A 17,518-nucleotide genomic window follows, 5' to 3' on the forward strand; every position below is an offset into this window, starting at 1 on the left:
TTGCTTCCGTGCCTCCCACGACCTCTGCTGCTTCGGTGCCTTCCGCGGCCACTGTTGCTCCTGTGGTTTCCGTGGGCCGGGGGTTCCGTCCGGCTTCCTGCTCCGGGGTGGTCATGCGTCCTCCTCCGACGGGGTCGTCGTCACGATCGTCCGGGACCTCAGTTCGTCGACCGCGTCCGCGCACGCGCGCGTGCCGTCCGCCGTCAGCACCGCCATGCCCAGCCGGTCCGCCGACGACCGGAGCGGGGAGACCGGGTCGCCCGGCTCCACCGGGAGGTCCCAGTGCTCCAGCCGCCACGCGGTCGGGGCGGGCCTCGGGGCGACCGCCGCCACCCGGCCCGGCGGGGCGGTGACGAACACCGTCGCCGCCGCGGCCGCCACCGCCCCGTCCGGCTCCTCGCGCGGGCCCTCGCCGACCGGCCAGCCCAGCGCGGCGCGGCGCCAGTCGATCCCGCGGGTGAGGCGTACGAGGTCGGGGATGCCGTCGCCGCCGGGGCGGTTGTGCGTCTCGATGACGGTCACGCGCGCGCCGTCGACCTTGACCTCCGTGTGCGCCGGGCCGTCCGTGAGGCCCACCGCGTCGAGCAGTTCCGCGACCGCCCGCTCCACGCGCCGCCGTCCGGCCGCGTCCAGCGACGGCGCCGGCATCAGGTGGGCGACCTCGACGCACGCCTCGCCCTGCGTGTGCTTCTCCGCGATGCCGAGGCACGTGTGGCGTCCGCCCGAGGACAGCGTCTCGACGCTGAACTCCCGCCCCCCGACGTACCGTTCGAGCAGGGTGGCCCCGGTCCTGCGGTCCTCCGGCAGGTCCGCCGCCGACCGGAGGAGCGCGACCGCGTTGCTGCCGGTGCCCGCGATCGGCTTGGCGACGACCGGCGCCCCCGCACCCGCACCCGCACCCGCACCACCGTGCCCGGCACCCCCGGCACCCCCGCCGCCCCCGCCGCCCCCGCCGAACAGCCGGGCCACCGCCTCGGCGTCGTCGCCGGCCGCGAACGGCGGGTTCAGGTGCGGGGCCGCCCGCTCCAGTACGCGCCGCATCTCCAGCTTGTCGCGGGTGGCCCGTACGACCTCCGGGGGCACCCCGGCCGCGCCGAGGCGCCGCGCCGCGACGGCCGCCGGTTCGAGCCCGAGTTCGGTGAGCGAGACGACGGCGGCCGGGGACAGGGGGCGCAGCACCTCGTCGACGAACGCCAGGAACGTCGGGCCGTGCTGGTAGTCGACCGCGTGGTGCGCGGCGGCGGGCGCGTCGAGGGGAGCCGCGCCGGGCAGCCGTACGTGGACGACGTCGACGGGCAGCGTGGCCGCCGCGCGGGCGACCGCTCCGTCGGCGCCGAGGACCACGAGCGTCACGGCGCCCGCTCCGGGGCGCGCGCACGGCGGGCGCGGCGTCCGTCCCCCCACTCCACGGGGGTGATCGTAGCGGCCGGGCGCCCGCCCCGGCACCGTGCGCGCGCCCGGGCCGACCGGTCACGGCGTCCCGGCGCCCCCGCCCAACTCCGCCGGGAGCGGCCGGGCGTGGAGGACGTCCAGCCGGGACACCGCGCGCGTGAGCGCCACGTACAGCCGGTGCGGGCCGCGCGGCCCGGCGTCCGCGACGGCGGCGGGCTCGGCGAGGACGACGTGGTCGTACTCCAGGCCCTTGGCCAGCCCGGCCGGCACCACCGTGACGCGCGGCGCGCCGGCGGCCACGTCCCCGGGGTGCCCCGTCGCGACGCCGGCCGCCTCCAGTACGCCGCGCAACCGCTCGTGCGCCGCGTCCGCCACGACCACGCCGACGGAGCCCTCCCGGTCGAGCGCCGCCCGCACGGCGTCCACCACCGCCGCCTCCAGGTCGGTCACCGCCCGTACGGTCACCTCGCCGTCCCGCCGGACCGACCGCGCGGGCGGCACGTCCACGCGCAGGGCGCCGAGCAGCCGGTTGGCCAGGTCCACGACGGCGCCCGGCACCCGGTAGCCGGCGGTCAGCGCGGTGAGCCGGGCGTCCGGGCGGCCCAGGTGCGCCAGTTGCTCCCGCCAGTCGCGGGCGGCCCACGGGGTGGTGCCCTGCGCCAGGTCGCCCAGCACGGTCAGCGAACCGGACGCGGAGGTGCGGCGGGCGACGGCCCGGCACTGCATGGGCGACAGGTCCTGCGCCTCGTCGAGGACGATGTGGCCGTACCCGGCGGCGCGTTCGAGCTGCCCGGCCAGCTCGTCGAGGAGGACCAGGTCGGCGGCCGTCCAGCGGGCGGAGCGGTACGAGCGCGGGGGCCTGGTCCAGCGGATCGCGGCGCGCTCGGCGTCGGTCAGCGCCGGGTCGCGCGGGTCGGCCAGCACCTCGGCGAGCACCTGCTCGGGGACGACCCCGGGCCAGCAGGCGTCCACCAGCGCCGACACCGGCCGCGACCGCCCGACGCGCCGCTCCCAGGCGGCGCCCACCGGGCCGGCCCGCCGCTCGGCGCGGGTGCGCAGGGCCCGTACGACGCGGCTGCGCAGGCGTTCCCGGCCGACCAGGTACGGCGGGGCCTCCGCCCGCACCTCCTCGACGAGCACCGCGAGTTCGGCGGCCGGGACGCGCCAGCGGTAGGCGCCGTCCGGCACGACCAGCTCCCCGGACGGGGGCGCCACGCGCGCGTGGAGGGCCCGGCGCAGGACGGCGGCCATGCGGGCGTCGTGCTTGACGGCCGCCGCCGCTTCGGTGTCCTCGGCGCGGGGTTCGTGGCCGACGGTGCGGGCGATCTCCTCGTCGACGGTGGTCTGGCGCACGTCCCGCTCGCCGAGCGCGGGCAGCACCTCGGAGACGTACGCGAGGAAGGCCCGGTTGGGCCCGAGGATGAGCAGGCCCGCGCGCTGGACCCGCCGGGGGTGGGTGTACAGCAGGTACGCGGCGCGGTGCAGGCCGACGGCGGTCTTGCCGGTGCCGGGGGCGCCCTGGACGCAGAGGGACGTGCCGAGCGGGGCCCGGACGAGGTCGTCCTGCTCGGGCTGGATGGTCGCGGCGATGTCCCGCATGGGGCCCACGCGCGGCCGCTCGATCTCGGCGGCGAGCAACCCGCCGGCGCGCGCTCCGGACCCACCGTCCGCTCCGGTCCCGGCCGCCGGGTCCGTCAGGTGCTCGTCCTCCAGGCCCGTCAGGTCGGCGGAGTCGCCCTTGCTGTACGGCGCCCAGCCGAAGCGCCGCCGGACCCGTACGCCCTGGGGGTCGTCCGGCCGCGCCTGGTAAAACGCGCGGGCCACGGGCGCCCGCCAGTCGACGACGAGGGGCGGCTCGGCCGGGTGGGCGCTGACGCGGCGGCGGCCGATGTGGTGGCGGCGGCCGTCGGTGTGGTCGAGGCGGCCGAAGAACAGCGGTCCGGGCGGCTCCTCGCGGAGCTCCTTGGCGTGGCTGCGCAGGTGGAAGCCGAGGTCCTCGGCGTCGGCGCCGGACGCGGAGACGTCCTCGCCGGTGACGACGCGTTCGTCGGCGCCGTCCGCCATGCGGGTCAGCGTGGCGCGGCAGAGGTCGTGGAAGGCCCGTTCCCGGTCCAGGTCGTGGTCGAGTGGCGTCATTCCCCCGAGAATAACGCAACCGAGTATCTTTTTTTACCGAGTAACGCTCAGCGGAGGTGACTCGCGAGGCCCTCCGCCAGCTGCCGGAACGCCACGTCCGCCGCCGCGACCGCGTCCGGGTACACCGCGTCCGCGCTCTCGCCGGCCTCGATCCGCCGCCAGTTCTCCTCCGCCAGGACCCGCAGCACGGCGACGACCTGCCCCGCCGCGAGCCGCCCGCCGACGCCTCCGCCGAGCGCCTCCGCGAGCGCCCGCTCGGACTCGCCCTGGTACGCGTACAGCCGCGCGACCAGGCTCGGCGTCCCGTACAGCAGCCGGTGGAAGGCGAGGACGGAGGGCTCGTCGCTCAGCCCGGTGACCGGGTCGCGGCGGTCGAGCCCGTCGAGGACGTGCCGGTGCAGGGCCGCCAGCGGCCCGACGCCCTCCGCGCGGGCGGCGACCACGCGCGCGGCCTCGTCGCGGTGGTCCGCGAACCGGTGGACGACCAGGTCCTCCTTGGCCGGGAAGTACCGGAACAGCGTCGGCTTCGACACCTCGGCGGCCGCCGCGACCTCGGCGACGGAGACCCGGTCGAAGCCGCGCTCCAGGAAGAGCGCGACGGCGGTGTCGGAGATGGTCCGGTACGTCCGCGCCTTCTTCCGCTCCCGCAGACCGGGCCCGCCCCCGGCCCCCGGCTTCCCGGCACCGCCCGCGCCCGCCGGGGCGCCCGTACCCGCCTCAGCCATCCGTCCGCTCCACCAGCACCTGGACCCCGTCCAGCAGCCGCTCCAGGCCGAAGCGGAACTCGTGGTCCGGGTCGTCCGGACCGTCCATGGCCCCGGACTCCAGCGCCCGCGCCACCGCCGGGTACCGCTGCGGGTCCGCCAGCAGCCGCAGCGTGCGGCCGTAGCGGGCCATCACCTGCTCGGGCGTCTCACCGGTCGCCTTCATCGCCGCGGCGAGGTCCGCCGTCAGGCCGGCCTCGTTGCGCACGAACCCGCCGACCAGCAGCACCACCGAGATCTTCGCGCCCTCGTCGAGCCCGGTCGGCGCGAGCGCCTCCATCCCGGCCTCCCACCACGCCACCGAGTTCGGCGTCGCCGGGGGACCCGAGACCGGGATGCGCAGCAGCCACAGGTGCCGCTGGAACACCGCCCGCTGCGCCCGCGCCCAGCGGGCCAGCCCCTCGCGCCAGCCGGTGCCGGGCGGCGGCGGGTCCGGGGGCGCGCCGATCGCCGCGTCCTGCATGAGCACGTACAGCTCGTCCTTGGCGCCGACGTACCGGTACAGCGACATCGTCGAGACGCCCAGCTCCTTCGCGACGCGCCCCATGGAGACCGCCGCGAGCCCCTCCGACGCGGCGAGGGCGACCGCCGCGTCCACGATCCGGTGCACGCTCAGGCCGGGCCGGGGCCCCTTCGCGGGGCGTTCGCGCAGCCCCCAGGCGGCCTCCAGGCCGGGCGGGAGCCCCGTACCACCAGCGTCCGCCACCGGCCTCATCCTCCCTGCCTCCGGCCCGGACCCCGGGCCGCTTGACTCCCATCCTAGTAATGCGTAACCCTTACACAGTAACGCGTATGTCATACGCAGTAGAGGGGATCGCCATGCCCGGCACCACCGCCATCGAGGCCGTCGGCCTCCGCAAGTCGTACGGGGACCTCCGCGTCCTCGACGGGATCGACCTGCGCGTCCCGCGCGGGACCGTCTTCTCCCTCCTCGGCCCGAACGGCGCCGGGAAGACCACCACCGTCCGCGTCCTGGCCACGCTCACCCCGCCGGACGGCGGCCGCGCGCGGGTCGCCGGGCACGACGTGGTCGCCGAGCGCGCCCGGGTGCGCCGCGCGATCAGCCTCACCGGGCAGTACGCCGCCGTCGACGACCTCCAGACCGGCGCCGAGAACCTGCGCATGATGGGCAGGCTCTCCGGGCTGTCCCGCCGCGACGCGCGCCGCCGCGCCACCGCCCTGCTGGAGCGCTTCGACCTCGCGCACGCCGCCGACCGCCCCGCCGGCACCTACTCGGGCGGCATGCGCCGCAGGCTCGACCTCGCGGCCGGCCTCGTCGGCGAACCCGAGGTGGTCTTCCTCGACGAACCGACGACCGGCCTGGACCCGCGCAGCCGCCAGGAGCTGTGGCGGGTCGTGCGTGACCTGGCGGAGGGCGGCGCGGCGGTGTTCCTCACCACCCAGTACCTGGAGGAGGCCGACCGGCTGGCCGACCGCGTCGCCGTCATGGACGGGGGGCGCGTCGTCGCGGAGGGCACGGCCGAGTCCCTCAAGTCCCGCGTGGCGGGCCACCGGCTGGACGTCGTCGCCACGGACGCGGCGGCCTACGAGCGCCTCGCGGCGAAGGCGGGGACGCTCACCCGCGCGCACGCGGCGCCCACCGCCGACCCCGGTCCGCGCCGCTCCCCCGAGTCCCTCACCCTCGGCGTGCCCACCGACGGCGGCGCCCCGTCCGTGCGGGCGCTGCTCGACGCGCTGGACCCCGACGGGACCGACGTCGCCCGCTTCGCGGTGCGCACCGCCACCCTCGACGACGTCTTCCTGGCGCTGACCGGCGCCACCACCGCGAAGGAGCCCGCCCGTGCCTGACGCCACCCTCACCCTCGTCGGCCGGGGCGTCCGGCTCAGCCGCCGCAACCCCGACGCGCTCGTCACCGCGATGGTGCTCCCGGTGATGCTGATGCTGGTGTTCGTCTACTTCTTCGGCGGCGCCATCGACACCGGCACCGGCACCTCGTACGTGACGTACGTCGTGCCCGGCGTCCTCCTGCTGTGCGCCGGCTTCGGCGCGTCCACCACCGCCGTGCGGGTCAGCGAGGACATGCGGGCGGGCATCGTCGACCGGTTCCGCTCCCTCGACGTGGGCGCGACGCCGATCCTCGCCGGGCACGTCGGGGCGAGCCTCGTGCGGAACCTGCTGTCGACGGGGCTCGTCGTCGGCGTCGCGTTCCTGATCGGTTTCCGCCCGGAGGCCGGGGCCGCCGGGTGGGCGGCGGCGCTGGGGCTGCTGTTCACGTTCGTGCTGGCCGTGTCGTGGCTGTCGGCGGCGGCCGGCCTGCTGGCGCGCACGCCGGAGGCGGCGAGCGGCTTCACCTTCTTCATGATGTTCCTGCCCTACCCGAGCAGCGCGTTCGTCCCGATCGGCACGATGCCCGGCTGGCTGCACGGCTTCGCCGAGCACCAGCCGGTCACGCCGGTCATCGAGTCGCTGCGGGGCCTGCTGCTGGACCGGCCGGTGGGCGACGCCCCGTGGGTCGCGCTGGCGTGGTGCGCGGGGCTGCTGGCCCTGGCCCTGGCCCTGTCGGGGGCGCTGTTCCGGGCCCGTACCCGGTGAGGGCGGCCCGCCGGACCCGCCGTCAGAAGACGTCCGGGCACCAGGCCCGGCGCGAGGCCCCGAACAGCAGGTCCGCCCGCGCCGCCGCCCCCGGCACCGGCTCCTCGACCCGGCCCAGCGCCACCAGCCGGGACACGGACCCGTCGCCCAGGTACAGCGCGCCCAGTTCGGCCACGTCCAGCACCAGGTCGGCCGCCGCGGACGTCGGCGCGCACGCGGCGCCCTCCGGGGAGGCGTCCAGCCGGAACCGGCCCCCGGCCGGCCCCGCGGCGTCCCGCACCTCCAGCACCAGCGACCCCTCCGCCCGGTACGCGCGCGCCTCCAACGCCCGTACGACGTCCAGGATCCGCACCCACATCATGTCCGCGTGCGTCATCACCCGGGCGGCCCGCTGGTCCGGGAGGAGCATCGGCAGCAGGTCGTCGGGGGCGCGGTCGCCGCTCCGCACGAACACCACCCAGTCGATCGAGCACACGTACCGCCACAGCGCCCGCTCGGCGGCCGGGGTGACCGCGATCAGGTCGCGCACCGTCAGCGTGTTCCGCGGCTGCCTGCCCTCGTCCCACGTCCCTTCGGCGGCGTACGTGACGTACCCCTCCGCCTCCCCCGACGCGGAGCGGTACACCGCGTGGAACGGCTCCGTCCAGGGTTCGTCCGGCCCCCTGTTCCAGCCGGTGAGGTGCTCCCAGTCGCGCACCACGCGGCTCACCATGCCGTGGCGCACGGCCCGCGCCCGGTCGTACAGCTCCGGGCCCAGCTTGCGGACGGCCTCCCCGTCGACGAGGACGACACGGCCGCCGTCCTCCGGACCGGACCAGCGCGGGTCCAGCGCGGCGCGGCGCAGGTCCACCTTCCACTCGGTGCACCAGGTGGCCGGGCCGAAGCCGAAGCGCCCGTAGATCGGGTACTCGGCGGCGATCAGCGTCGCCAGGACGTCACCGCGCTCCCTCGCCTCCGCGAGCTCGGCGGTCATCATCCGGCCGAGCAGGCCGCGGCGCCGGTGCGTCGGCGACACGGACACGTTCGTCACGGCGCTCGCCGCCACGGGGGCGCCGCCGACCGCCGTCACCTCCTGCGCGAACGACCGGAACGTCGCCACGCACCGCCCCTCGTCGAACACCCCGCGCATCCGCGGGAAGTCCTGGTAGGGCAGCCGCACCGCGATCTCCTCCGGGGAGGGCGTCGGCGGGCGCAGGAAACCGGTGCGCAGGGCGCGGAGCCAGTCGGGGTAGTCGTCCTCGGTGAGGACGCGCGGGGCGAGGGGGCCGGAGGCGGTGGGGTGGGGCGTCATGGCGGCCACGCTAGACACCCGTCCGCCCCGGCCGCACCGGGGTTTCCCGCCGCCCGCCCGGCCGGCACCGGGCGGGGCAGGGGCGGAAAGCGGCGGACCGGCGGTCAAAAGCCGCCGGTCCGCACGGCCCGCGCCCGGGCCGGTTCCTCACACCAGCAGGTCGTCGACCTGCGCCTCGCCCTCCCGGTACCGGCGGGTGATCTCCGCGCTGCACTCGTCCGCCGTGCGCTGGAGCTCCTGGCGGCGGCGGGAGACCACCTGCTCGTACCGGGCCAACCGCCCCATCGCCTCGTGGAGTTCGACGTCCGTGCGGGCGTCGAGGTCGGACAGCTCGACCTCGGCGAGCATCTCGGCCGCCAGCAGCCGGTACTCCTCGCTCCTCGGCGTGGACAGCGTCATGTGCCGGGCCGAGCCGGGGCGGCGGCCCGACGGCGCGTCGGCGAGGATCTCCGACAGCCGGTCCATCACCGGCACCTCCGGCGCCGCCCGCCGCGCCAGCTCCGCGCGGAGGATGTCGATGCGGCCCTGCAACAGCCGCCGCACGTAGCTCAGGTCGGCCTCGTCGGCGTGCGAGTCGCGCCGCAGCGCCCGCAGTTCGTCGAGGCGGAGCGTTCTCAGGTCGGGGGACACGGTGGACTCCGGCGGCCGTACGGCCTCCAGCGCGGCGAACCCGACGGCTCTGGCCGTTCCGGCCGTCGTCGTCACCGCCCCGGCGGCGGGCGACCCGGCGGCGGACCGCTGGGTCGGCGGACGGGACCGCTCGGACGCCGGACCGGCACAGGTGGCCGTGGTGGGGCCGGGCTGCTGCCCGGCGCCGGGTGTGCTCATGTGTTCCGTCCCCTCGACCGGTGCTCAGGCGCACCGCCTGACAGGCATGGTGCCACTCCCGCATGCGGCGCGCAGTCGTGTGCACCCGTTCGGCCCTCGGTAAGTTGGGACGCATGCGAGCAGTGGTACAGAGGGTCGACGGGGCACGGGTCGAGGTCGCGGGCGAGACCGTCGGGGAGGTCGTCGGCGAGGGCCTGTGCGTCCTCGTCGGCGTCACCCACGGGGACACCCCCGAGAAGGCCGCGCAGCTGGCGCGGAAGCTGTGGGGCCTGCGCGTGCTGGACGGCGAGAAGTCCTGCTCGGACGTGAACGCGCCGCTGCTGGTGATCTCCCAGTTCACCCTCTACGGGGACGCCCGGAAGGGCCGCCGCCCCACGTGGAACGCGGCGGCGCCCGGCGACGTGGCCGAGCCGCTGGTCGACGAGGTCGTGGCGCGGCTGCGGGAGGCGGGGGCGACCGTGGCGACGGGCCGGTTCGGCGCGGAGATGCGGGTCTCGCTCACCAACCACGGCCCGTTCACGGTGCTCGTCGAGGTCTGACCGCCGGCCGGCGCGGAGCCCTACGGCTCCACCACCGGCTCCTGCGCCGCCGCCGTCGTCCCGGCGACGACGAGCGGCGCGTCGACCGGAACGTTCCGCTTCACCAGCGCGAGGGCGATCGGGCCCAGCTCGTGGTGGCGGACCGCCGTGGTGACGAAGCCGAGCTGCCGCCCGTCCGGGCCGTCCGCGGCGAGCCGCACGGGCGCGCCGTGCGCCGGGAGGTGCACCTCGCTGCCGTCCAGGTGCAGGAAGACCAGGCGGCGCGGCGGCTTCCCCAGGTTGTGGACGCGCGCGACGGTCTCCTGGCCCCGGTAGCAGCCCTTCTGGAGGTGGACGGCCCGGCCGATGAGGCCGATCTCGTGCGGGATGGTGCGGTGGTCGGTCTCGAAGCCGAGCCGCGGCCGGTGCGCCTCCACGCGCAGCGCCTCGTACGCGAGGATCCCGGCGAGCGGGCCGTGCGCGGCGGCGTACGCCTCCAGCTCGCCGCGCGGCAGGAACACCTCCCGGCCGTGCGGGGTCTCCCGGACGACGGCGCCGTCCGGGACCTCGGCGACCGACCCGGCCGGGAGGTGGACCACGGCCGTCTCGTCCGTGCGGTCGGCGACCTCGACGCGGTAGAAGAATTTCATCGACTCCAGGTACGCGAGGAGCGCCTCCCGCGTGCCGGGCTCCACGTGCGCCCACACCGTCGTGCCGTCGTCGACGAGGTACAGGGCGTGCTCGATGTGGCCGTTCGCGGAGAGGATCAGCGCGTCCGCGGCGCGGCCCGGCGGCAGCTCGCTGACGTGCTGGGTGAGCAGCAGGTGGAGCCAGCTCAGCCGGTCCTCGCCGCTGACGGTGACGACCCCGCGGTGGGAGAGGTCGACGAGGCCGCTTCCCGCGGCGAGGGCGCGCTGCTCGCGGAACGGGTCGCCGTAGTGCGCGGCGACACCCTCGTCCCGGCCCTCGGCGGGGACGGCACCTGGCAGGGACAGCAGGGGGCTGGTCGGTGAAGGTCGCTGCATGCCGTCCAGCCTACGACTCGCCCTCCGGCGCCTCCGCCCGCCTCTTCTCCGTGCAGTCCCGGCACCGGCCGTAGATCGCGAAGTGCTTCAGGTCGGTGTCGAAGCCGAACGTGTCGAGGAGCTTGCGGGTGAACTCGGCGGCGACCGCCACGTCCGCCTCGATGACGCCCTCGCAGTCCCGGCAGACCAGGTGCAGGTGGTGGTGGCGGTCGGCGAGGTGGTACGTGGGCGCGCCGTGCCCCAGGTGGGCGTGGCTGACCAGGCCCAGCTCCTCCAGGAGCTCCAGGGTCCGGTAGACGGTGGAGATGTTGACGCCGGAGGCGGTCTTGCGCACCTCGGTCAGGATGTCGTCGGGCGTCGCGTGCTCCAGCACGTCCACCGCCTCCAGGACGAGCTGGCGTTGGGGCGTCAGCCGGTAACCGCGCTGCCGAAGGTCGCTCTGCCAGTCGGTGCTCACCACGCGCTCCAGTGTAGGAGCACCGACCGGTCCCGTCGGGCCTACTTGAAGAAGGCGATGCCGTCGTCCGGCAGGTCGCCCAGGCTCTTCGCCATGGCCTCGACCTCCTCCGGCGTGACGACCTTCTTCAGGTGCGCCGACATGTACGGGCGGAGCGGCACCTCGGGGGTGGCCTTCTCGCCGACCCACATCAGGTCGCTCTTGACGTACCCGTACAGCCGCTTGCCCCCGCTGTACGGGCCGGAGGCGGCGGTGCGGGCGACGGCGTCGGTCGCCAGGTCGATCTGCGGCTTCTTGTCGGCGAGCTCGCCGTACCAGACCTCGACGATGCCCTGGTCGCGGACCATCACGACCTCGACCTTGCGGTCCTTGTCGATGCGCCAGTAGCCGCTCTCGCTCTCCAGCGGGCGGACCTTGTTGCCCTCGGCGTCCAGGACCCAGGTGCGGGAGGTGTACTCGATGAAGTCCCGGCCGTCGTGGCCGAAGGTCACGGACTGGCCGAAGTTGCACTTCTCGGCGCCGGGGAAGTCGGAGACGCCCGCGCCCTCCCACGTGCCCAGGAGGAACGCGAGGGGAACGAGGTCCGGGTGCAGGTCGGACGGGATCTGGATCATGATGTCAGGCTGCCTGGCGATCTGTGCGGGTGCGGGGGGTCAGCGCTGGCCCTGGTACAGCTTCTTCACGGTCAGACCGGCGAAGGCGAGGACGCCGATGCAGACCAGGACCAGCAGGGCGGAGAAGAAAGCCTCAAGCACGGGGTGCTCCTCGGGTGGACGGTGCGCTGGGTAAGGGGCCGGGTCCCAGCCTAATGGGTGGGACCCGGCCCCTTCCTGTGAGGTGCGCCGGACCCGGCTCAGCCGAGCAGCCGGTCCCGCAGGACGACCGTCTGGGGGAAGGGCACCTGCGCGAGCGTGCCCTTCCGGGACCGGACGACCGGCGCCAGGGTGTCGCCGGCGACGGCGTACGCCTGCCGGGTCCGCTCCGGGCCGTACGGGGCGACCTCACGGAACACGTACGACGACGTCTCCGTCTCGTCGGGCAGGGTCCGGACCGGGTCGTTCCCCATGCGGGCGCCGCCCGTGAGGGCCGTGCCGGGGGTGCCGCCGAACCCCAGGTCCTCGTCCTGGAAGGCCCGGGTGGAGGCCGCGGAGTCGAACTGCAGCAGGTGGACCCTGGTGGCGGTGCCGTCCGGCATGGTCCAGCCGCGGGCCGCGACGCGGCGCGCGGAGTGGCCGGTGAGCGCCTGCCTCGGCTCCGGGCGCGTCGCCGGCCGGGTCCTCGCCGGGCTCCGGCCGCTCCCGCGTCCACAGCGCGGTCGACACGGTCCGGTCCGCCCCGTCGGCGGTCCTCTTCGCGTACACCGGCCCGCCGCCGGCCGCGCCGAGCACCAGCACCGCCGGGAGGACGGCGCCGAGCACCCGCCGGGTCCGGGAGGGGGCTTCGGTTGCCGGGTGGTCACGTCCGAGAGGAGTCCCCCCACGAGACCTGGGGTGTGCGTTCCGGTTCGGCCGTACGACCCACTGGCATGTGCAGGGAGATCGGGGCTGTGCGCACGCGCATTACAGTTCGGAACATGGCGAAAAAGCTCGTGATCAAGGTGACCGCCGGGGCCGACGCCCCCGAGCGGTGCTCGCAGGCGTTCACGGTGGCGGCGGTCGCCGCGGCCAGCGGCGTCGAGGTGTCGCTGTGGCTGACCGGGGAGTCCTCGTGGTTCGCGCTGCCGGGGAGGGCGGCCGAGTTCGAGCTGCCGCACGCCGCGCCGCTGCCCGACCTGGTCGAGTCGATCCGGGCGGCCGGCCGGATCACGCTGTGCACGCAGTGCGCGGCCCGCCGGGAGATCACCGAGGAGGACCTGATCGAGGGCGTGCGCATCGCCGGCGCCCAGGTGTTCCTGAGCGAGATCATGGAGGACGGGGTCCAGGCCCTCGTCTACTGAGGACGGACGTCCCGGCCGGCGCGTACCGCCGGACCGGCAACCGGCGCGGCGGCTCCGAAGGGGCCGCCGCTTGTCACGGTAATCGTGCATCCGGGTGACGCCGGAGAACCTTGCCCGGCCGCGACGAGTTGCACAGTGCGCCGAAACGCGGCAGCGGATGCGCGGGCTTCCCTGGACCGCGGGCGCGACCCCGATTCGGCACCTTCGGAGGGGCACTCCTCGCCTCTGAAGCGGCGGCGCCGGCCTGCTGTTTTTCTTAATCCTTCTCACGGACAGGCCGGCGCCGCTTTTCCGTCTCCCCAGTCTCTTCGCCGCCCCGTGACGACCACACCACCCTTATGGCGGCATGACCCGTCCCGCTTGCCCTCGTTCAACCAAGCGGGTGGGTAATTCTCCCGGCCCGCTGGCACCACGGACGTGCCAACGACGAGACCAGGACTGGTGGAGGTCCTCATGCGCAAAAAGGGATTCGCGGCACTCTCTCTGTCCGCCGCGGCACTTCTGACCGGCGGAAGCAGTGGCGTGGCGCAGGCAGAAGAGGCGCCCAAGTTCAGCAACGAGACCCAGATTCTTTCCTGCTTCAGCCTGGAAGTCCTGGACATCCCGATCGCCTCCGCCGCGAACAACAACATCGACTGCTCGGAGAACCACCGCTCCGTGCAGAAGCACAGCTTCAAGCACGAAGTGCGGGACTGACATCACCCGGTCGGAGCAAAACCCCCGGGGTGGCGCTTCGTTTTACTGATTGGTGATGCCGGAAAGCGGAACTGATGCCTTACGGCATGAGCGCCCTGATGGCAGAAGCGACCACAATCCGGCATTGCGGTTGAACCCGGTACTGAATATCAGTCACACAGGCGTTCCGCCCTGTCGGCGCAACGACATACAACTCTCAGAATCAGAAGGAAAAGAGAAGGATGAAGCTCAAGAGCGCCCTCGCCTGCACGTTCGCCGCCCTGGCCGTGGCTGGTGGTGCCGCCGGCACCGCTCAGGCCGCCGACGACGACACGACGAAGTTCGAGAACAACACGCAGATCCTCAGCTGCGACGTCGTCGAGGTCATCGACATCCCGATCCTCTCGTCCGCCAACAACAACATCGACTGCTCCGAGAACGTCAAGGAGGAGGAGCACCAGTCGGTGCACATCGTGGACGAGGACAACGCCCACGCCACCGCGGTGGTCGTCCCCAAGGGTCACCACGAGTACCGCTGATCATGAGTGCTCGGCGCCCGGGCACGACCAGCGGCGTCGAGCACTCGTGGAGTCCGTCCGCTTCGGATCCTGTCCGGAGCGGTCGGACGGGCCGGGTGGATCCCGATGACTGAGACGCATATCGCGCGGCTCCGGCGGTGTCCACTTCCTTCACCCGCCGTGGGCGCCCGTGCGCTCCGGCTGTCGGACCCGGCCCCGCCTTCCTCCTAGAGGCAACGAAGCACCACCAGCTCGACAGGCCGGACACAGCCGCTAGTCCGGTCAGCACGACGGTAGGCCCAGCTCGCCCTGCACCATCCGTCCACTCCACCGACATTCGGCAGCGCTCGGCAAGGCGCACGGCCGGAGACGCCGGTCCGCGGGAGATCCGCGGTTCGGCGGGCACGAGGGAGCGGTACGGAAAGGGCGCGCTGGGCCTTCGCGTCGTGCCGGGACCCGCGGGTCCGGCCGCACACCGCGAGCGGCCGCGCACGGCGGGCGGCTACGCACGACGGGCGGCCGCGCAGGACGAGCGGCTACGCACGACGGGCGACCGCGCAGGACGGGGCGCGGGGCCGTGCAGGACGGGACGGCCGGGTGCGTGCCGTCGGGTCCGCCCGCGGGGGCGCGCTACGGCTCCGGCTTCCTCTTGCCGTCCAGTTCGTCCCACCACTCGTCGGACTGCCGGTCACCGGTGGGGTCGTCCCACCAGCGGTCGTCCGGGCCGCGCCGGTTCGCCGCCCACGCGGCGAGCGGCGGCAGGAGCATCGCCGCGAAGGCCATCCCCACGGCCGCCTCCACGGACCACAGCCGCACGAAGGACCACGCGCTGACGAAGAGGGCCAGGCAGGTGCCCATCAGCGCGAAATAGGTGCGCCGGCGCCGTGCGTACACATCTCCAGGGTATGACCGAAGGGCCGCACCTCAAGTCCCGGAAAGCGTCCAACCCCCAGGAGGTGCGGCCCTTCGGCCGTTCGGTGGTACCGCCGCGTCAGACGGCGATCGCGACCTCGGCGAGGCCGCCCGTCTGCACGACGACCTGGCGGTCCGCCGTGGCGCCCGGCACCAGGGCGCGGACGGTCCAGGTGCCCTCCGCCGCGTAGAACCGGAACTGCCCGGTCGCGGAGGTGGGGACCTCGGCGGTGAACTCGCCGGTCGAGTCGAGCAGCCGGACGTAGCCGGTCACGGGCTCGCCGTCGCGGGTCACCTGGCCCTGGATCGTGGTCTCACCGGGCTTGATCGCGGAGGCGTCGGGGCCGCCGGCCTGGGCTCCACACATGTCGTACCTGTCCTTACGCGTCGCGGGTGGGGCGGAATTACTTGGCGGGGCCGAGCTCGATCGGCACGCCGACGAGGGAGCCGTACTCGGTCCAGGAGCCGTCGTAGTTCTTGACGTTCTGCTGGCCGAGGAGCTCGTGCAGGACGAACCACGTCAGCGCGGAGCGCTCGCCGATGCGGCAGTAGGCGATGGTGTCCTTCTCCAGGTCCACCTGCTCGTCGGCGTAGAGGGACGTCAGCTCCTCGTCCGACTTGAACGTGCCGTCGTCGTTGGCGTTCTTCGACCACGGGATGTTGCGGGCGCTCGGCACGTGGCCGGGGCGCTGCGACTGCTCCTGCGGGAGGTGCGCCGGGGCGAGGAGCTTGCCGCTGAACTCGTCGGGCGAGCGGACGTCGACCAGGTTCTGGTTGCCGATGGCGGCCACGACGTCGTCGCGGAAGGCGCGGATCGAGGTGTCCTGGGCCTTGGCCTTGTACTCGGTGGCCGGGCGGTCGGGGACCTCGGAGCCGTCGACCAGGTCGCGGGAGTCGAGCTCCCACTTCTTGCGGCCGCCGTCGAGGAGCTTGACGCTCTCGTGGCCGTACAGCTTGAAGTACCAGTAGGCGTACGCGGCGAACCAGTTGTTGTTGCCGCCGTAGAGGACGACGGTGTCGTCGTTGGCGATGCCCTTCGCGGAGAGGAGCTTCTCGAAGCCCTCCTGGTCGACGAAGTCGCGGCGGACCGGGTCCTGGAGGTCCTTCCTCCAGTCGATCCGGACGGCGTTCTTGATGTGGTTCTTGTCGTACGCCGACGTGTCCTCGTCGACCTCGACGATGACGACCTTCGGGTCCTCGATGTGGGCCTCGACCCAGTCGGCGTCTACCAGGACGTCGCTGCGGCTCATGCTGTCTTCTCCTCCGGGGCAGTCTGCGGCGGGATGCGGATACGGCAGGTCGCGCCGAGCGCTCAACGCGTACGGGGGTGCGGGGCGGCTACGGCGCACGGGAGGCCCCCACGGCGAGGGGGCCGGGAACGCGGGGTGCGAGAGCCCCGCTCAGACAGTGCGACAGAGCATGGCGGCGACGCGGCACAGGTCTACTGCCCGCCGCTTCGTGAGGTCCGCCTGTCGCTTCATCATGGGTCCGATCGTAGGGACGGACAGGCGGCCGTGTCACCGGCGTGTCGCATGGTGAGACGAGAACATCCGCCCAGTGGGACGACGAAGCCCCCGGGAGCGGCTCGGGGCCGGTCTCGCCGGGGGCGTTCCCGCAGTTCGTCTAGGGTTCGGACGGGGGCGTCTCGCGATGTGGTCCGCACTTCGGGACCGCCCCGCCACCGGGGCACCGCGCCCGGCGGTCCGGGGCGCCGTACGGGCCCGGTCAGCCCGCCAGGACCACGTTCCGGCCCGTCACCGTGATCTTGAGGCCGTCGGGGGTGGCCTCCACCTTCCGGATGCCCAGCCCGGCCGGGAAGCCGTTCACCTCGCGGTCGAAGTCCGTCCTCTGGCGGACCAGCTCCTCGATCCCCGGGATCCCCTCGCCCGGCACCTCGTCGGCCCGCACCCGCAGCGTGTCGCCGTCGACGACGCTCACCGTGGACAGCACGCTCCGGGTGAGCTTCCGGCCCAGCACCTCGACGCTGCCGGTGACCTTCAGCTTGCCGTTGCCGCCGTAGCCGAGGGCGATGTCGCTGTCGGACGTCTTGCGCAGTTCGTCGTACGAGATGCGGGCCGTGCCCGTCGCGGACGCGGCGACCGCGCGCGAGTAGCCGTTCTCCAGCCGTACGTCGTGCAGCTCGGCGAGCAGCTCGCCGACCCGGACCGTGCGCCCGCCCGCCCGCGCCTCGACGCCGGTCATGGCCACGTCGACCTGGTCCAGCTCCTTGCCGAGGACCTGCGTCAGGAACGGGAAGCCGCGGATCGACACGTCCGGCGTCCCGGACAGGCCCTGCCTGGCCCGGATCCGGTCGGCCGCCTCCGACTCGGCGGCGGCGACCACCAGCCGGTCCGCGATGGTGAAGAGTCCGCCGAGGACGACGGCGACGATCAGCAGTGTGCGTAGTGCTCGCATGGTTCGGTGTTTCCCCCGCCCTGTTGGTGCCCGACCCCCGACGACGTGAATGATCGACGTACGGGGTCACCCATTGGTTCCCCGGGCACCCCGCACG

The 17,518-nt window shown here is 74.3% G+C and carries 21 protein-coding genes; 6 read left to right on the forward strand and 15 right to left on the reverse strand.

Annotation, left to right across the window (positions count from 1 at the left end; translation table 11 throughout):
• Positions 1-111 precede the first annotated feature (111 nt).
• The 4 genes from IE106_RS12585 to IE106_RS12600 form a co-directional block, all read right to left on the reverse strand.
• A complete protein-coding gene (locus IE106_RS12585; RefSeq protein ID WP_189533024.1) occupies positions 112-1,353 on the reverse strand; it encodes an ATP-grasp domain-containing protein in 1,242 nt (413 codons plus the stop codon).
• A 117-nt stretch (positions 1,354-1,470) separates the two neighbouring features.
• Positions 1,471-3,528 carry a HelD family protein gene (locus tag IE106_RS12590; RefSeq protein WP_189533026.1) on the reverse strand — a complete coding sequence of 686 codons (2,058 nt, stop codon included), beginning with the start codon at positions 3,526-3,528 and terminating at the stop codon, positions 1,471-1,473.
• 47 nt (positions 3,529-3,575) lie between these two features.
• Entirely contained in the window at positions 3,576-4,253 is a 678-nt protein-coding gene (locus IE106_RS12595; protein ID WP_189533028.1) for a TetR family transcriptional regulator, read from the reverse strand.
• Complete coding sequence (locus IE106_RS12600) at positions 4,246-5,007, reverse strand: TetR/AcrR family transcriptional regulator (RefSeq protein ID WP_189533030.1); 762 nt, start codon at positions 5,005-5,007, stop codon at positions 4,246-4,248. The genes IE106_RS12595 and IE106_RS12600 overlap by 8 nt, the downstream gene beginning before the upstream one ends.
• A 77-nt stretch (positions 5,008-5,084) precedes the next feature.
• Here IE106_RS12600 and IE106_RS12605 point away from each other — a divergent pair, with 77 nt between their 5' ends.
• Together IE106_RS12605 and IE106_RS12610 are read left to right on the forward strand one after the other, a co-directional pair.
• Positions 5,085-6,101 carry an ATP-binding cassette domain-containing protein gene (locus tag IE106_RS12605; RefSeq protein WP_308427869.1) on the forward strand — a complete coding sequence of 339 codons (1,017 nt, stop codon included), beginning with the start codon at positions 5,085-5,087 and terminating at the stop codon, positions 6,099-6,101.
• The gene (locus IE106_RS12610) at positions 6,094-6,846 is read left to right on the forward strand and encodes an ABC transporter permease (protein ID WP_189533032.1); all 753 of its coding nucleotides are present in this window, start codon (positions 6,094-6,096) and stop codon (positions 6,844-6,846) included. Before IE106_RS12605 ends, IE106_RS12610 begins: the two co-directional genes overlap by 8 nt.
• A gap of 22 nt (positions 6,847-6,868) precedes the next feature.
• Here IE106_RS12610 and IE106_RS12615 read toward each other — a convergent pair whose 3' ends face one another.
• The gene (locus IE106_RS12615) at positions 6,869-8,137 is read right to left on the reverse strand and encodes a GNAT family N-acetyltransferase (RefSeq protein ID WP_189533034.1); all 1,269 of its coding nucleotides are present in this window, start codon (positions 8,135-8,137) and stop codon (positions 6,869-6,871) included.
• Between the two features lie 147 nt (positions 8,138-8,284).
• Entirely contained in the window at positions 8,285-8,965 is a 681-nt protein-coding gene (locus tag IE106_RS12620) for an RsiG family protein (protein ID WP_189533037.1), read from the reverse strand.
• 113 nt (positions 8,966-9,078) lie between these two features.
• On the opposite strand from IE106_RS12620, the gene dtd reads away from it, so the two are divergent.
• Positions 9,079-9,504 (forward strand): D-aminoacyl-tRNA deacylase, encoded by a 426-nt coding sequence (gene dtd / locus IE106_RS12625; protein ID WP_189533038.1) that lies wholly within the window; start codon positions 9,079-9,081, stop codon positions 9,502-9,504.
• Between the two features lie 20 nt (positions 9,505-9,524).
• Here dtd and ygfZ read toward each other — a convergent pair whose 3' ends face one another.
• The 4 genes from ygfZ to IE106_RS12645 form a co-directional block, all read right to left on the reverse strand.
• Positions 9,525-10,508, reverse strand: a complete 984-nt coding sequence (ygfZ, locus tag IE106_RS12630) for a CAF17-like 4Fe-4S cluster assembly/insertion protein YgfZ (protein WP_189533040.1) — start codon at positions 10,506-10,508, stop codon at positions 9,525-9,527.
• 10 nt (positions 10,509-10,518) lie between these two features.
• Entirely contained in the window at positions 10,519-10,968 is a 450-nt protein-coding gene (locus IE106_RS12635) for a Fur family transcriptional regulator (RefSeq protein ID WP_189533042.1), read from the reverse strand.
• A gap of 38 nt (positions 10,969-11,006) precedes the next feature.
• The gene (locus IE106_RS12640) at positions 11,007-11,579 is read right to left on the reverse strand and encodes a heme-binding beta-barrel domain-containing protein (RefSeq protein WP_189533044.1); all 573 of its coding nucleotides are present in this window, start codon (positions 11,577-11,579) and stop codon (positions 11,007-11,009) included.
• 239 nt (positions 11,580-11,818) lie between these two features.
• Positions 11,819-12,160 carry a hypothetical protein gene (locus IE106_RS12645; RefSeq protein WP_189533046.1) on the reverse strand — a complete coding sequence of 114 codons (342 nt, stop codon included), beginning with the start codon at positions 12,158-12,160 and terminating at the stop codon, positions 11,819-11,821.
• Positions 12,161-12,538: 378 nt separating this feature from the next.
• On the opposite strand from IE106_RS12645, the gene IE106_RS12650 reads away from it, so the two are divergent.
• From IE106_RS12650 to IE106_RS12660, 3 genes are all read left to right on the forward strand, one after another.
• Positions 12,539-12,901, forward strand: a complete 363-nt coding sequence (locus IE106_RS12650) for a DsrE family protein (protein WP_189533048.1) — start codon at positions 12,539-12,541, stop codon at positions 12,899-12,901.
• 522 nt (positions 12,902-13,423) lie between these two features.
• Positions 13,424-13,597: a hypothetical protein gene (locus tag IE106_RS12655; RefSeq protein WP_189533050.1), complete on the forward strand. Its 174-nt coding sequence runs from the start codon at positions 13,424-13,426 to the stop codon at positions 13,595-13,597.
• A gap of 221 nt (positions 13,598-13,818) precedes the next feature.
• Positions 13,819-14,115: a hypothetical protein gene (locus IE106_RS12660; RefSeq protein WP_189533052.1), complete on the forward strand. Its 297-nt coding sequence runs from the start codon at positions 13,819-13,821 to the stop codon at positions 14,113-14,115.
• A gap of 609 nt (positions 14,116-14,724) precedes the next feature.
• Here IE106_RS12660 and IE106_RS12665 read toward each other — a convergent pair.
• The 5 genes from IE106_RS12665 to IE106_RS12680 form a co-directional block, all read right to left on the reverse strand.
• Positions 14,725-14,988 carry a DUF3099 domain-containing protein gene (locus IE106_RS12665; protein ID WP_189533054.1) on the reverse strand — a complete coding sequence of 88 codons (264 nt, stop codon included), beginning with the start codon at positions 14,986-14,988 and terminating at the stop codon, positions 14,725-14,727.
• A gap of 97 nt (positions 14,989-15,085) precedes the next feature.
• The gene (locus tag IE106_RS12670; protein WP_189533056.1) at positions 15,086-15,373 is read right to left on the reverse strand and encodes a DUF1416 domain-containing protein; all 288 of its coding nucleotides are present in this window, start codon (positions 15,371-15,373) and stop codon (positions 15,086-15,088) included.
• A gap of 37 nt (positions 15,374-15,410) precedes the next feature.
• Positions 15,411-16,256 carry a sulfurtransferase gene (locus tag IE106_RS12675; RefSeq protein WP_189533058.1) on the reverse strand — a complete coding sequence of 282 codons (846 nt, stop codon included), beginning with the start codon at positions 16,254-16,256 and terminating at the stop codon, positions 15,411-15,413.
• A 150-nt stretch (positions 16,257-16,406) separates the two neighbouring features.
• A complete protein-coding gene (locus IE106_RS30965) occupies positions 16,407-16,490 on the reverse strand; it encodes a putative leader peptide (protein ID WP_361657456.1) in 84 nt (27 codons plus the stop codon).
• Between the two features lie 241 nt (positions 16,491-16,731).
• Positions 16,732-17,421: an LmeA family phospholipid-binding protein gene (locus IE106_RS12680; protein ID WP_189533060.1), complete on the reverse strand. Its 690-nt coding sequence runs from the start codon at positions 17,419-17,421 to the stop codon at positions 16,732-16,734.
• Positions 17,422-17,518 lie beyond the last annotated feature (97 nt).

Origin of the sequence: Streptomyces roseolilacinus (assembly GCF_014649335.1) — a bacterium.
Lineage (GTDB): Bacteria > Actinomycetota > Actinomycetes > Streptomycetales > Streptomycetaceae > Streptomyces > Streptomyces roseolilacinus.